General features: G+C 62.7%; 20 protein-coding genes and 1 tRNA gene. 14 read left to right on the forward strand and 7 right to left on the reverse strand.

What is annotated here, in order from left to right:
• Positions 1 to 10: 10 nt before the first annotated feature.
• Complete coding sequence (locus tag LB519_RS21820; protein ID WP_027160738.1) at positions 11 to 256, forward strand: DUF982 domain-containing protein; 246 nt, start codon at positions 11 to 13, stop codon at positions 254 to 256.
• A gap of 38 nt (positions 257 to 294) precedes the next feature.
• Here the strand turns inward: LB519_RS21820 and LB519_RS31255 are convergent, their stop codons facing one another.
• Both LB519_RS31255 and LB519_RS21825 read right to left on the reverse strand, forming a co-directional pair.
• Positions 295 to 429: a hypothetical protein gene (locus tag LB519_RS31255; protein WP_263484935.1), complete on the reverse strand. Its 135-nt coding sequence runs from the start codon at positions 427 to 429 to the stop codon at positions 295 to 297.
• A gap of 90 nt (positions 430 to 519) precedes the next feature.
• Positions 520 to 828 (reverse strand): hypothetical protein, encoded by a 309-nt coding sequence (locus LB519_RS21825; protein ID WP_013530773.1) that lies wholly within the window; start codon positions 826 to 828, stop codon positions 520 to 522.
• Positions 829 to 974: 146 nt separating this feature from the next.
• On the opposite strand from LB519_RS21825, the gene LB519_RS21830 reads away from it, so the two are divergent.
• The gene (locus LB519_RS21830; RefSeq protein WP_224621161.1) at positions 975 to 1,913 is read left to right on the forward strand and encodes an alpha/beta fold hydrolase; all 939 of its coding nucleotides are present in this window, start codon (positions 975 to 977) and stop codon (positions 1,911 to 1,913) included.
• On the opposite strand, the gene LB519_RS21835 is transcribed toward LB519_RS21830, so the two are convergent.
• Positions 1,893 to 2,441, reverse strand: coding sequence for an MgtC/SapB family protein (locus LB519_RS21835; protein WP_024501608.1), 549 nt, complete (start codon positions 2,439 to 2,441; stop codon positions 1,893 to 1,895). The genes LB519_RS21830 and LB519_RS21835 overlap by 21 nt on opposite strands.
• Here LB519_RS21835 and LB519_RS21840 point away from each other — a divergent pair.
• The 3 genes from LB519_RS21840 (at position 2,440) to LB519_RS21850 (ending at position 4,899) form a co-directional block, all read left to right on the forward strand.
• Entirely contained in the window at positions 2,440 to 3,102 is a 663-nt protein-coding gene (locus LB519_RS21840) for a nuclear transport factor 2 family protein (protein WP_224621162.1), read from the forward strand. The two genes, LB519_RS21835 and LB519_RS21840, sit on opposite strands and share 2 nt — an antisense overlap.
• Positions 3,103 to 3,204: 102 nt before the next feature.
• Positions 3,205 to 4,137, forward strand: coding sequence for an NAD(P)-dependent alcohol dehydrogenase (locus LB519_RS21845; RefSeq protein WP_224621163.1), 933 nt, complete (start codon positions 3,205 to 3,207; stop codon positions 4,135 to 4,137).
• 45 nt (positions 4,138 to 4,182) lie between these two features.
• Entirely contained in the window at positions 4,183 to 4,899 is a 717-nt protein-coding gene (locus LB519_RS21850; protein ID WP_224621165.1) for a helix-turn-helix transcriptional regulator, read from the forward strand.
• A 33-nt stretch (positions 4,900 to 4,932) separates the two neighbouring features.
• Here LB519_RS21850 and LB519_RS21855 read toward each other — a convergent pair whose 3' ends face one another.
• Positions 4,933 to 6,000 carry a sensor histidine kinase gene (locus LB519_RS21855; RefSeq protein ID WP_013530772.1) on the reverse strand — a complete coding sequence of 356 codons (1,068 nt, stop codon included), beginning with the start codon at positions 5,998 to 6,000 and terminating at the stop codon, positions 4,933 to 4,935.
• A 551-nt stretch (positions 6,001 to 6,551) separates the two neighbouring features.
• Between LB519_RS21855 and LB519_RS21860 the strand changes: the two genes are divergently transcribed.
• From LB519_RS21860 to LB519_RS21875, 4 genes are all read left to right on the forward strand, one after another.
• Complete coding sequence (locus LB519_RS21860) at positions 6,552 to 6,842, forward strand: hypothetical protein (RefSeq protein ID WP_013530770.1); 291 nt, start codon at positions 6,552 to 6,554, stop codon at positions 6,840 to 6,842.
• Positions 6,843 to 6,926: 84 nt separating this feature from the next.
• Positions 6,927 to 7,000 (forward strand) — tRNA-Gln (locus tag LB519_RS21865).
• Positions 7,001 to 7,317: 317 nt separating this feature from the next.
• Positions 7,318 to 7,503: a hypothetical protein gene (locus tag LB519_RS21870; RefSeq protein ID WP_013530769.1), complete on the forward strand. Its 186-nt coding sequence runs from the start codon at positions 7,318 to 7,320 to the stop codon at positions 7,501 to 7,503.
• 194 nt (positions 7,504 to 7,697) lie between these two features.
• Positions 7,698 to 7,904, forward strand: a complete 207-nt coding sequence (locus LB519_RS21875; protein WP_013530768.1) for a hypothetical protein — start codon at positions 7,698 to 7,700, stop codon at positions 7,902 to 7,904.
• A 91-nt stretch (positions 7,905 to 7,995) separates the two neighbouring features.
• Here the strand turns inward: LB519_RS21875 and LB519_RS21880 are convergent, their stop codons facing one another.
• Positions 7,996 to 8,238, reverse strand: a complete 243-nt coding sequence (locus LB519_RS21880) for a hypothetical protein (RefSeq protein ID WP_013530767.1) — start codon at positions 8,236 to 8,238, stop codon at positions 7,996 to 7,998.
• A 278-nt stretch (positions 8,239 to 8,516) separates the two neighbouring features.
• Here LB519_RS21880 and LB519_RS21885 point away from each other — a divergent pair, with 278 nt between their 5' ends.
• Positions 8,517 to 8,834: a hypothetical protein gene (locus tag LB519_RS21885; protein ID WP_013530766.1), complete on the forward strand. Its 318-nt coding sequence runs from the start codon at positions 8,517 to 8,519 to the stop codon at positions 8,832 to 8,834.
• Between the two features lie 80 nt (positions 8,835 to 8,914).
• On the opposite strand, the gene LB519_RS21890 is transcribed toward LB519_RS21885, so the two are convergent.
• Positions 8,915 to 9,784, reverse strand: coding sequence for an SDR family oxidoreductase (locus tag LB519_RS21890; protein WP_127369700.1), 870 nt, complete (start codon positions 9,782 to 9,784; stop codon positions 8,915 to 8,917).
• 103 nt (positions 9,785 to 9,887) lie between these two features.
• On the opposite strand from LB519_RS21890, the gene LB519_RS21895 reads away from it, so the two are divergent.
• From LB519_RS21895 to LB519_RS21910, 4 genes are all read left to right on the forward strand, one after another.
• On the forward strand, positions 9,888 to 10,772 hold the full coding sequence (locus tag LB519_RS21895) for a LysR family transcriptional regulator (protein ID WP_013530764.1): 885 nt from the start codon (positions 9,888 to 9,890) through the stop codon (positions 10,770 to 10,772).
• A 110-nt stretch (positions 10,773 to 10,882) separates the two neighbouring features.
• A complete protein-coding gene (locus LB519_RS21900; RefSeq protein ID WP_024501614.1) occupies positions 10,883 to 11,062 on the forward strand; it encodes a hypothetical protein in 180 nt (59 codons plus the stop codon).
• Between the two features lie 130 nt (positions 11,063 to 11,192).
• Entirely contained in the window at positions 11,193 to 11,438 is a 246-nt protein-coding gene (locus LB519_RS21905; RefSeq protein ID WP_013530762.1) for a DUF982 domain-containing protein, read from the forward strand.
• Positions 11,439 to 11,536: 98 nt separating this feature from the next.
• Entirely contained in the window at positions 11,537 to 12,538 is a 1,002-nt protein-coding gene (locus LB519_RS21910; RefSeq protein WP_127388351.1) for an aldo/keto reductase, read from the forward strand.
• Between the two features lie 57 nt (positions 12,539 to 12,595).
• On the opposite strand, the gene LB519_RS21915 is transcribed toward LB519_RS21910, so the two are convergent.
• A complete protein-coding gene (locus tag LB519_RS21915) occupies positions 12,596 to 13,084 on the reverse strand; it encodes a GNAT family N-acetyltransferase (RefSeq protein WP_027160744.1) in 489 nt (162 codons plus the stop codon).
• Between the last annotated feature and the right edge of the window lie 8 nt (positions 13,085 to 13,092).

The raw sequence follows: 13,092 nt of genomic DNA on the forward strand, positions 1-13,092 counted from the left end.
AAAACAGGACATGTCCGAGCTCATTTTGCCCACACCGATGCGGATCAAGCCGCATGGCTCGGACACGATCCGCGACGTCGCCACGCTCAGGGATGCCAGCGAAATCCTGATCGACTGGCCGCAGGCCAAGCGCGGCCCGTTCTACCAGGCGGCGCGCGAAAAGGTCGAAGCCGCATTGGAAACCCAGACAGGCGCCGCCGAGGCGCAGGAAGCCTTCGCAGCGCTCTGCAGCCACGCCGGCGTCTTGGTGCGGTAGGTGTCAAAGGAAGCAGACGTCGTGCCTCGCCTGCTTTGTCATTTCGTTGGAAGCTCGCCCTGGACAATCGGCTGAGAGGTTTCGAATCCAAAGCTCTTCGGCACCAGAAGAATCAATGCAATCACGATGGCGATCGACGCAAGCAACGTGGCTGTGGCTGCAATATCTCTCACGATAATCTCTCCAAATTCCAAGTCGTGAGAAAACGCTCCCGAGAAAACGAGGTTCCATTAGCTTGTGCGATAATACCAGTGAGCCGGCGTTTATTGCTTCGGCGGCTGGGGTGGAACTTCACCCGGCTTGATCACCGGCGTCTTGCCTTCGTCGGGGGCCGGCGCCGCCATGCCCTGGTCTCCCGTCGGGGGCGGTTTCAGCACGCCGCCGCAGTCGTTGAGCTTCGCGGTCAAATTGCCGTCATCGGCTTGCTTTTCAGGCTGCTGTTTTGCCTCTTGCCCGGTCTGAGCCCTGCATTTGTCGGCCTGCGGCGCCTGGCTGTCGTTCTGCTGCTGGGCTGCGGCCGGCACTGCCAGCGCCAGCATAAGGCCGAATGGCATGATGGCGAGAGTTCTCATCCCTGCCTCCTTCTTTCTTTCACGGTCGCCCGCGGCGACCTTCCCTTCACAGGGACAACGCCTGTCGACGAAAAAGGTTGGCCGCGTCGCCGGGCGGCATTGCAACCAAACCCGTTCGCCGGCCGTTGCGCGTGCCGGAGGCGGTCATGTTCGAAGGTTTTCAAGGCGCGGAAATCGACACCGGCGATGCCGGCATATTCTGCCTGCGTGCCGGGACCGGGCCGCCATTGCTGTTGCTGCACGGCTTTCCGCAGACGCATCTGATGTGGCGCGACATCGCGCCCGCTCTGGCCAGCCGGTTCAGCGTCGTCTGCGCCGATTTGCGCGGCTATGGCGGCAGCTCCTGTCCGGCGTCCACTCCGGACCATGCACCCTATGCCAAGCGCGCCATGGCGGACGATTTGGTGAGGCTGATGGAGAAGCTGGGTTTCAGCAGCTTCATGGTCGCCGGCCATGATCGCGGCGGGCGTGTCGCCTACCGCATGGCGCTCGACCATCCGGGCAGCATCGACAGGCTCGCCGTCCTCGACATCGTGCCGACCGCCGATGCCTGGGACCGCGCCGACGCCAGGCTGGCGCTGGGCTATTGGCCATGGTCGCTGCTGGCGCAGCCCGAGCCATTGCCGGAAAAGATCCTGTCCGGCGCCGCCGAGGCGATCGTCGACAATGCGCTCAACGGCTGGGGCTCACAGCCATCGGCGTTTCCAGCCGAAGTGCGTCAGGCCTATGTCGAGGCCCTGCGTACGCCTGCCCACGCCCATGCCATCTGCGAGGAATATCGGGCGGCAGCCACGCTCGACCGCGAGCATGACCATGCCGACAAGGCAGCCGGCCGGCGCATCCGCTGCCCGCTGCTGGCGCTATGGAGCGGTCAGGGCGCGTTGGCGGATTGGTATGTCGGCGAAGGCGGGCCGCTGGCGCTGTGGCGCGGCTGGGCTGACGACGTGCGCGGCCAGGCGATGCCGGGTGGACACTTCTTCCCCGAGGAGGACCCGGCGCGGACGGCCGATCTGCTGGCCGGCTTCTTCAGTGAGACCGGTCACGGCATCTCCCCGCGATCGGAATTACCTTCGCCTTCCCTTTGATGGGGTCGAGGCCGCCTCCTTCTGCACCTTGGCCTGACTGCCTTCATCACCGGCGGCAAGGCCGGGTCCGCGTTCGAACCGGTGCAGGAAGCCGGCAACGACCAGTACGATCAGCGTGCCGAACCCGGCCACCTGCCAAAGACCAAGGCCGCAGGCTACGCCGATCGCGCCCGCCAGCCACATGCCGGCGCCGGTCGTCAGCCCATGCACCTCGCCGCGCGAAAACATGATCGAGCCGGCGGCGAGGAAGGCGACGCCGGCGGTCACCGCCTCGACCACCCGGATTGGATCGACCTTGACGGCTTCCCGCGCGAACATCGGCGCATGCACGATCTCGATCGTCAGGATGCCGAAGGTGGCGGCGGCGACGCAGACGAGAATATGCGTGCGAAGCCCGGCCGGGCGGTTACGCCATTCGCGCTCGAAACCGATGACCGCGCCGTAGAGCGTCGCCAGCAACAGCCTTGCCGCGATGACCGGAAACGAGGTGTAGGTGGGATGGCCGAATTCCTCGACGAGCTGTTCCATGATGTCCCCTGAAGGCCTGACGCCAACAACGCGGCCGCCGGGTCACGGTTCCCCCAGGATTGTCTTCAAGGTGGCCCGAGCCACGACGATCGTGGCAGGCTTCTCGACGGCTGAAAGAGGTGCAGCAAGTAGTTCGGGGTCGAGTGGCCGGGTCTCGTCACTCTCGCCTCGCCTGTTGGCCTCGCCTTTGGGCCAATTCCAAGCTGCGTGCATCATGCTGACAAAATCTGTCACTGCCTTGCTCTATATGCTGGCCATCAACACCGAACAAAAGGAACGAACGATGACTGGAACAAACGGCAAGGCTCTGGCGATCGCGCAGGCCTATTTCGAAGCGATGGCAAACAAGGACGCCGGCAATATCGTCTCTATTTCTGCCGAAGACGTGGCCTGTATTTCTCCGGTGGGCGAGCTTCAGGGCGTGCAAGCATTCCGTGGCTTTCAGGAAGGCTTCGCCAAGATGATCAAGAAGCTGACCCTGCTCGCAGCCTTCGGCGACGATGAGCACGCCGTCATTGTCTACGATGCGGAAACCTATTCGGTTCCGAACGCGATCGTGGCCGAGCACATCATCGTCAAGCACGGCAAGATCGCATCGACGACCGTGATTTACGATGGCACGCCCTTCGCCGAGTACATGAAAACGGTTCAACCGCACTGAGCCGCGCCGGCAGAAAGAAGTCCCCCAATGACTATCATTGCCCCTACGACACAACGGCTAGGCACCTTGGCCGAGGTGGTCGCCTCCACACCGAGCCCTGCTATGAGACGCATCCAGTATGACCGCTACGGCGGCCCGGAATTGATGAAGCTCAGGGATTTCGAGCTTCGCACCCCCGGAAAGGGTGAGGTTGCTGTCAGGGTCAGCTTCGCGGCCATCAATCCCATCGATTGGAAAGTGCGCAACGGTGCGCTGAAGATGGTGACGGGGAAAACCTTCCCGCGCGCCCTGGGCAGCGACTTTTCAGGGACCGTCACCGCCATTGGTCCCGGCGTTTCGCGCGTCAAGGTTGGTGATGCCGTGTTTGGCCTCGCCCCAATCAAGGATGGTGGCGCACTCGGCGAAGCCGTGATCGTGCCGGAAACCTTCATTGCCAAGAAGCCGAACTCCATCTCTTTCGAGGAGGCGGCGTGTCTTGCCACCCCCGGCATCACAGCCTGGAATGGCCTCGTCGACAAGGCGCGCCTGAAGGGCGGGCAGCAGGTCTTCATCAACGGGTGCTGCGGCGCCGTCGGTGAATCGGCGGTTCAAATCGCCCGTATGCTCGGCGCCACGGTGTCGGGCAGTTGCAGCGCGCAAGCGATGCAAAGGGCTGTCGACCTCGGCATGCAAAAAGTATTCGACTATCGCACGATTGATCTGTCCAAGCTCGGCGCCCGCTACGACGTCGTTTACGACACCGCTGGCATCATGACGGTGGCCGTGGGCCTCGGTTTGCTGCGCAAGGATGGCATATATCTAGACATCAAGCCGACGCTGCCCAAGTTCATCCGTGCCCTTTTCACGCGGCAGCTGAAGCCGATCATATGCACACCGGGGGCCGACATCCTGGATGGCCTTGCCCGGGCCGCAGGGGAAGCGCAACTCAAGCTGCCGGTTGCCGAGATTGTTCGGCTTCAGGACGCGATCCCCTTGGTGATCGCCCTTGAAGGAGGCCGCAAACTGGGCGGAAAAGCCTTGGTATCCATGGCCTGACAGCTCGCTGCCAAATTTTGGCACCAGCTGTGCTAGGATAGTTCCATGTCCAAGAGCAACCGGCTTTTCGAGCTTATGCAGATGTTGCGACGGCACCAACGCCCGGTGCCGGGCACGGAGCTTGCGCGCGAAGCCGGGGTTTCTTTGCGGACCATCTATCGCGACATTGCCGCCTTGCAGGCTTTGGGCGCTCAAATCGAAGGTGAGCCGGGCTTCGGTTACATTTTGAAGCCCGGCTTCCTTTTGCCCCCACTGATGTTCTCAGAGGAGGAAATGCACGCGCTCACGCTGGGGGCGCAATGGGTGAGCCGGCAGACAGATGCGGGACTGGCGCGCGCCGCGGAAAACTTGCTTGGCAAGATCGGCGCGGTGCTCCCTGTCGAGCTCCGCCCAATCCTGAATGAGAACGCCTTCCATGTCGGCCGCGCGCCAGACCATGCAAACGAGATCGATATGCAAATGGTGCGCCAGGCGATGCGCGAGCAACGCAAGCTGCTGATAACCTATCATGACCCGAAGGGGCCCGAGACCGAACGGATCATCTGGCCGATCGTGCTCGGCTTCGTCGAAACAAAGCGCTTTATCGCCAGCTGGTGCGAGTTGCGGCAAGACTTCCGGCTGTTTCGCATGGATCGGGTTGGCCGGGCGAAACTACAGATCGACCGCTATCCGGGACGCCGTCGTGATCTCGCCAAGCAATGGCGGGCAAAGGTCGATAGCGAAAACGCGAACACATCTCGCGACGGCAAACCCCGCGCTTAATTGGCGGCCGCCAAGAGCCCGACCCTCAAGCGCTCAGGACGTTTCGGTTTCAGGCAGGTCGGCGCCCAACTGCGGAACGATGATCGAATCCAGCGGCGCCGTCAGCGACCAGCTGAGATGGCCCGGGCTGCGATCCAGCACCGCCAAGCCGTTCAGCGATTGCGGCGCGACCCGTTGCAGGACGACGGTGCCGAAACCCTTGCGCGTGCTTTCGTCTTGCCGCCCCCCGGGCCGCTCTCCCTCACGCACCGGCATCGTCTCGTCCCAGAGCAGATGGATTTCCAGCTTGTCCGAAGCGCCTTCGACGATCCGCCAGGTGATCTCCAGCCGCCCGGCCTCGCTCGCCAGCGCGCCATATTTGGAAGAGTTGGTGCCGAGTTCATGGAACGCCATGCCGAGATTTTGCACGGCATTCGGCTGCAGGGTCAAAAGCGGTCCGGAAAGCGATACCCGCGCCTCGTGGCCGAACGGCTTGAGCTGCTCCTGGGCAAGGTCGAAGAGGCTGGCGCCGGCCCATTCCGAGTTCACCAGCAGATCGTGCGACCGCGACAGCGCCATGATGCGGGAACGGATCATCTCCTCGAACTCGCGCGGATCGGTCGAGCGTTTGCTGGTCTCCCGGATCATCGAGAGTATCACCGCGAACTGGTTCTTGACGCGATGGTTCACCTCGCGGAGCAAAAGCCTGATCCGACGCTCGCTCTCCTTGCTGGCGGTGATGTCGCGGGCGATCTTCGATGCGCCGATGATCTCGCCGGACGCATTCCTGATCGGCGAAATGGTCAGCGACACGGCGATGAGGCCGCCATCCTTGCGCCGGCGGATAGTCTCATAGCTGGCCAGGAGTTCGCCCTTGCGAACCCGGCTGATGATGTCGGTCTCTTCATCCTTGAGATGATCGGGGATGAGCATGAGCACGGAGCGGCCGACGGCCTCTTCGGCGGTGTAGCCGAACATGCGTTGCGCCGCCGCGTTCCAACTGGTGATGATGCTGTTCAGGTCCTTGCTGACGATGGCGTCGAAGGACGAATCGACAATCGCCGCCAGCCGAGCGTGGGCAGTGATTTCGAGCAGGCTATCGACGCTTGCCAATTCTGTCATTGCCCCGTCGTGGCCCCACCTTGCCGCCTCCCGCCAGCGTCCGGGCATGCGTGAGGATTTCCCTCGTGCCAGAAATGCCTGACCGGGCATTTTGGTTGCAGTCGGTGCGCAACATTCCGCATTTGCGGTCGCGGACACGCATGTCACGATAATGCCCGGCCCTCCATCTCGGCAATGCCTCTGCGGCCGTAGATGCCGATCCAGTCGAGCTGCTGTAAGCTCGGTGACCGCTTCGCCCTGTCCGTCTTATCGGCCTGCTTTTTCGGAGCCAGCGTCGTTGGGCGGCGCAACGGGCACTGCATCGGCGTCGGGATTCCTTTGCGGACAGTCCTCGTAGCTGTGGTCGCGTCCGCCGCAGAAGGAACAGCACATGGCCTCGCGATCCCCGCTTCCGGGCCGCCATTGCGGAGTTTTGTAGGGCTTCCTGCCATCCATCCCCAGCAATGCACGACGGACCATTTGGTTGCGCTGCCACAGACGGCGAGCCGGCGGTTGCGGAACCACCCGGCGGGATGCGAGTTTCGGCCGATATGTCCATTCGAGGAACAGCCATGCCAATGCGCCGAATTGCCTTGACGGCAGCGATCCTGCTGGCCGCGACCGGCCTCGCCGAAGCCAGGCCCGACACCCGCACGATGAGTTGCGACCAGCTCCGGCAACTGCTCCAAAGCCGCCATGCCGTGGTGCTGACCACAGGCCCCAACACCTATGACCGCTATGTCAGGCAGTTCGGCAACGAATGCGACTGGCCGGAGGTGCCGATGTCGGCCTATGTCCCGACCCGTGACGGCAGCTGCCCGGTCTACCGCTGCGAGGAACCTGTCACCAACTTTCCGGACTGACACCGCGCTTCCAATCGGCTTTGCCGCCGCAGTGCGTTGATCCCGGCGCGCGAACCGGCTAGGGGTGGGGCGCAACGTGCATTTTCCCGCTTCGTCTAATGGTAGGACAGCGCCCTTTGAAGGCGTGAATCGAGGTTCGAGCCCTTGAGCGGGAACCAGCAACCAAGCGCTTGGCTGGTTCGAAGCCGCGCGCAGACTGGCCAGCCAGCTTCAGCACATTAGCGCGCGCTTGTATTTCACTCGAAGCAGGATCATCATCCAGGCCGTCAGTGGCTTGAAGGGGTACAGCGCATGGAACTGAGTTGCTTTGACGGGGGCGTCCTTGCGTCGACGATGTCCCTGAACGTCACGGCGGTTTTCATGATATTGGCCGCATTTGCCGCATTTCGGCTGCTTGCAATGTCAGGCGAAGGTTCTGTCGACCAACTCCAGACGGCGTAGCCGGCAGAGAACCTCCCGTGCAGGAGAACGGCATATGGCCGCGAGAAAGGTGATAGCCGTCAAGGACTGGTCTTGCGGCATGAGCGACGAGCTTGGCCGCGTCGTGCTGACCATCAACCCGACCGAGGGTGAGCCCATCCTGGTTTTGATGACAATTTTCCAGGCGGCAAGGATGGCCGGGGAATTGCGGGCGCCGAAACTCGTCTCCATACCCCGGTGATGCCACGCCCCTGGCAAGGCGGATCAAGCTCGCCGGGGCAGCCCCAACGCCCCCAGCGGGCCCTGTTGCTCCGTTACGATGAACAATGGAGCAATTAGTGTTTTACGGATCTGGGCGCCGTCAAGTTGCATCCGGCTCCTGAAACCATTTCGCGGACCCCGCGTTGACCACCGGGCCGACACAGGAGACATCTCATGACCGTCAACTGCCGCATATCGATCGACAACCGGCCGGAGGCCACGGACGCGGTTTTTCAGGCGGTTCCGCGGATCGGCGAAAGCGTTGCGCTGTCGATCGATGGAACCACGCAGGATCTGCGGGTATCGCGTGTCGTGCACGTCACCAATGGCAGCCTGGAAGGTGCCGCGATCGTCGTCGAAGTGACGACCAACATCCTCTGAATCGAGAGTTATGGTCCGCTGGGCCGGCCGGCACCGCGTTGCGGCGACCGGCAGCCTGAAAGGACTGGAGCGGCTCACGCGCGGTGACCCGCTACTCCTTGCCGCTTTCGGAAATGCCGTTGCCGCCGGCGGTTGGCAGGATGCCGAAGTCTTGCGACTTCGCCCCTTGCTCCGCCGTCAGGAAGCCGTCCGAGGCAAGCCCGCGCCGCAGCAATTCCCTGACCGCGGCCGAACGGCTCGGCATACGCTTGTCGAAGCGCCAGTTTTCCAGCGCAGCCAGCTCGTCTGACGTCAGCATGATCTGCAACCGTTCCGGGCGTTCCAGTTCAGTCATCGCGCTCCCTCGCTCAGGATCCCGATACCTCGAATGAGTATTCAACTCGCTTACCTAATAGTTAGGAAAGCGCTCCTAGCGCGTCAAGACCTCGCGATGAGTGAACTGCTTCTCATGCGCATGATGAGCCTGATGGTATTCGGCGTAAGGCGCATACTTGCATAACTATGCTAACTAGCTGATTTGTTTAGATATTATTTAATTCGTGACTTGCCAAGACGAAGCCTCTGCCGCATTGTGCAACCTGAACAGAAAACCGTTCCCTTTGGGAGGTTTCGATGCGGTATGATTACTCGGCGCGACTGCGCGATGACGTCCGTTCAGCGGTCCAGATCGCCTTCAGGAAGACCGGCATCGTCAGTATCACGGCGGTGGCGGAACATGTAAGGGTCAGGAACCTGGCCGAAAACATCGCCCTCGAGGACGTCGAATACCTTGTCTTCCAGGCAGCCCAGCTGATTGGCGCCGCAATTGAATTCGACGGGCTCACCAATTTCGACGGCGTGGCTGGCCTGTTCGTGGATGGTCTCGGTGGCGACGATGGCGGGCGGATGATCGCCCAACGCGACGGGCCTGGTCCGGCCACCCTGCAGTAAGACGGTACCGGCTGAACAGGGGGCCTTCTCAAAAGGCCGCCCTGCTGTTTCTGAACCGGGTGATGACCGGAGCCGTTCCGTCAGGCAGAGCCGGCGATTTGTGAGGCGAAGTCGCGATAGGGACGCGGAGGGCGGCCCAGAAGCGCGGTCAGGCGCTCGACGTCGCCGGCCTCGGGCAGCATGCCGTCGGTCAGGAACCGTTCGCCCATCAAGCGCATGTCGTAGGCCATCCAGGCAGGCAGGAACTGCTTGAGATTCTGCTCGAAACCTTCGGTGTTGTCGCCGCCGTAGCTGATCGGCCGGGCGAGCACGTCGGACCAGATGGCCGCGATATCCGTCCCGGTCAGTGTCTGCGGACCGACGAGGTTGATCCGCTCGAGCGCAAGCGGCTCCGCGGACCGTTCGCGGCGCAGCAGCTCGAGAGCGGCGATCTCGGCGATATCACGCACATCGACCATGGCGAGGCCTTTGGCGCCGATCGGCATTGTGTAGGTGCCGTAGCCGGTGATGACGTCTTCGATCATCAGGTCGTTCTGGATGAAATAGGCCGGGCGCAGGATCGTAGCCTGGAAGCCCATCTGCTCGATCATTCGCTCGACGCCGAACTTGCCGGCGAAATGCGGCACGTTCACATACACGTCGGCATGGATCACCGAGAGATAGACGATCCGCTCGATGCCCGCCGATCGGGCGACGTTCAGCGCGACCAAAGCCTGGGTGAATTCGTCCGGCACCACGGCGTTCAAGAGGAACAGGGTGGAAACGCCGGACATGGCCTTGCGCAGTGAATCGACATCGAGAAAGTCGCCTTGCGCGACCGATACGCCCGCCGGGAAGCTGGCTTTCGACGGATCGCGGACGAGAGCACGGACGTCGGCGCCGCGCTTGACGAGGTGCTCGACGACTTGGCGGCCAACATTGCCTGTGGCGCCGGTAACGAGGATGGTCATGGAATTTCTCCTGTTGGGTTGCTTGACAGGCCCAATATGTGTGGCTCACAAACACTCAAACAGACCGAAATTTTAGACGCACCGTCTCACTGGTGGAACACCTATGGATATTCTGGCCCTCACCGATTTCAACCTCGTTGCCCGCCATGGCGGTTTCGGCAAGGCGGCACGGGCCACCGGCCGGCCCAAGGCAACCCTGTCGCGGCGCGTTGGAGACTTGGAGAGCAGCCTTGACCTGCGCCTGTTTGAACGGGGTGCGCGTAATCTGAAGCTGACCGAGGAAGGACGGGCGCTTTTCGAGCGGACGGGGGCGTTGCTTGCCGAACTGGACGAGACGGCCGCGGCGATCGCCTCGGGCGGTCAAAGACCCAAGGGAAGACTGCGGATCAGCGCGCCCCTGCTTTTTTCTCAGACCGCGATGGGGAGGATCGCCGCGGGATTTGCCCTCAAATTTCCGGAGGTGAGGCTGGAGGTCACGACGGAGGACCGGGCTGTGGACATGATCGAGGAAGGCTACGACCTGGTAATCCGGGTCAACCCGGATCCCGACGAAAGCTTGGTCGGACGGGCGTTTCTCCGCGACCGGCTGGTCGTCGTGGCGAGCCCTCACCTTCCTCGCACCGGTGGACCGGCCCCTGCCGTTGCGCGCGGGAAAGGCGAACGGCAAACATGGCACGTGAAGACCGAGGGTGGCCGGTCGACGATCAAAATCGAGCCGGTCCTCGCTTTGGGAACGCTCATTATGGTGCGCGATGCGGTGCGGGCGGGGGTCGGTGCGGCACGTCTTCCCATTTCGTTGGTGGCCCACGATTTGGCTGACGGCACGTTGGTGAATTGGGGGGACATCGACGCCCCTGAGATCGCTCTTTGGACGCTCTACCCCTCCCGGCGGCTGCTCAGCCCGCGCGTGTCGGCGTTCCTGGATTTTCTGAAACAGGCCTTCCCGAACGGGACGCCGGACGAACTGGCCGCCTATATCGGCAGGTGATGCCCGGCTGCTTTCGCCGGCAAGAACTTTTATTTCTGGCGGAAGGAGTTTGCGGTGGAACAAGTTGGGGCGACGGCAATTACCTTGTCGCCCTACAAGAGGAGGACGTCGTGAAAGACTTGCGCAGTCTCCTTGCCGAACTGTCAGCCAACTGGCTCAAGCGCCGCAAGGCGCAGGCGCCCACGACCGTGAACACGGTCAAACCCCGCCCTGCCCACCAGGCGACGCGGCAACGCGCCGCCCACAAACCCAAAACTCCGCCCACCCGCGACGTCGCCTCGAACATGTGAGCCCCGCGGACAATGTGGGCCCCAATGCCGCTGGGGGTATCGGCAATCTATCACGCCAGATTGATTGGTAGCGACGAAACCTTGAGCGGACATAAGCGTTTATTGCTTCAGCCCAATTGAGGTGGTTCCAATGCAAACGGCATGGTTCTCCAAACCTGTGGCGGTTTCGGTCGGCGTCACCGGTTCCATCCATCATCTATCCAACACACAGCAGGCCATTGATTTGCTCACCACACATTGGCGTGACGCAGGCAGCCCGAAGCATCGGTCCGCACTGCGCGCCTGCCAGCGGGCGACGAGCGGCGATGTTGCCCCCGACGTCGCCAGGGCGGCGCTCGTCGAAGCAGCGCGCGAAGCCCACATCCTGATCGAATAGCCACATCCTTATCGAATAGCCACATCGTGATCGAATAGGCGTATCGATTGAACCTGCTGACGCTATAATCGCTGCGCCCCCTCCGGAGAACGCCTGCCATGACCCTGAAAACACGCAAGCTCGGCAGCCAGGGGCTGCAGGTCTCGGCCATCGGCCTCGGCTGCATGGGCATGAGCCAGTCCTATGGCCCGGCCGACGAGGCCGAATCCATCGCCACGCTGCACCGTGCCATCGACCTCGGCTGCACCTTCCTCGACACCGCCGAAGTCTATGGCCCTTACGACAACGAAGCCCTGCTCGGCCGGGCATTGAAGGGCAAGCGCGACCAGGTGACGATCGCCACGAAATTTGGCTTCCGCATCGAAAACGGCAAGCAGACCGGAACCGACAGCCGGCCCGAGCACATTCGAGAGGCGGTGGAAGCCTCGCTCGGCCGCCTCGGAACCGACCGTATCGACCTGCTCTACCAGCACCGCGTCGACCCGGCGGTGCCGATGGAGGATGTCGCGGGCGCCGTCGGCGAACTCGTCGCGCAAGGCAAGGTGCGCTTCTTCGGCCTGTCGGAAGCGGGTGCAGCCAACATCCGCCGGGCGCATGCCGTGCATCCGGTGTCGGCGTTGCAGAGTGAGTATTCGCTGTGGGAGCGCAATCTGGAGCCGGAGATCATCCCGCTGCTTGGCGAACTCGGCATCGGCCTGGTGCCGTTCTCGCCGCTCGGCCGAGGGTTTCTCACCGGCCAGGTCAAGCGTGCGGAAGACTATCCCGACGGCGATTATCGCCGCAACGACCCGCGCTACCAGGGCGAAAACTACGACGCCAATGTCGAGGCGGCCGCCAAGGTGAGCGACATCGCCGCTGCCCGCGGCGTCAAGCCCGGCCAGGTCGCGCTGGCCTGGCTGCTGGCGAAGGGCGACGGCTTTGGCATCGACATCGTGCCGATCCCCGGCACCAAGCGCAGAAAATACCTGGAAGAGAACGTCGCCGGCGCCGCTATCAAACTCGATGCCGCCGAGATGGCCGCGCTCAACGAAGCGCTCGCGCCGGGAAAAATCTCCGGCCCGCGCTATACCGAGCGGGGCATGGCGATGGTCGACCGGTAGGGGGCGCCTGCTCCAGCGTCCGCGACAATCTCGCCAAGCTCGTTCCGAATAGTGATGCTAACGAAAGCCCAGATGCTTCCGATAGCAGTGGGTTTCCACGGTGAACCTGCCGGCGACATCATCCGGCAGCCAAAGTGCGTCTTCGAAGCTGCGGTTCAAGCGCCATCCTTCGCGGGCATAAAATCTCTGCGCGCGGACATTTCCCGCCGTGCAGAAAAGCTCGGCCTCCGCCACGCCCTGTTCGCACAAGAGATGCTCGGCATAAGACAGCAGATCGCGGGCGGTTCCGCTTCCCCGTGCCTGCGGGCTTACATAGAGTTTGACCAGCTCCGCCCCGTTTATCGAGACGAAGCCAAGCAATCCATCGGCAGCCGCCACATGGAAGGCATCGGTGGATTGCTCCAGCCACAGCGCAAAATGCGCCGGCGTTCGGTACGCCAGGATTTCGGCTGGAACCAGATGCGCATGGGCATCATGCCAGCCCTGATGCCACAGTTGCACGATCGCCGACCGGTCGGCTTCCTGGGCTGGGCGAATTTCGAGCATTTCTCACC

This window comes from Mesorhizobium sp. AD1-1 (assembly GCF_020164655.1).
Lineage (GTDB): Bacteria > Pseudomonadota > Alphaproteobacteria > Rhizobiales > Rhizobiaceae > Mesorhizobium > Mesorhizobium ciceri.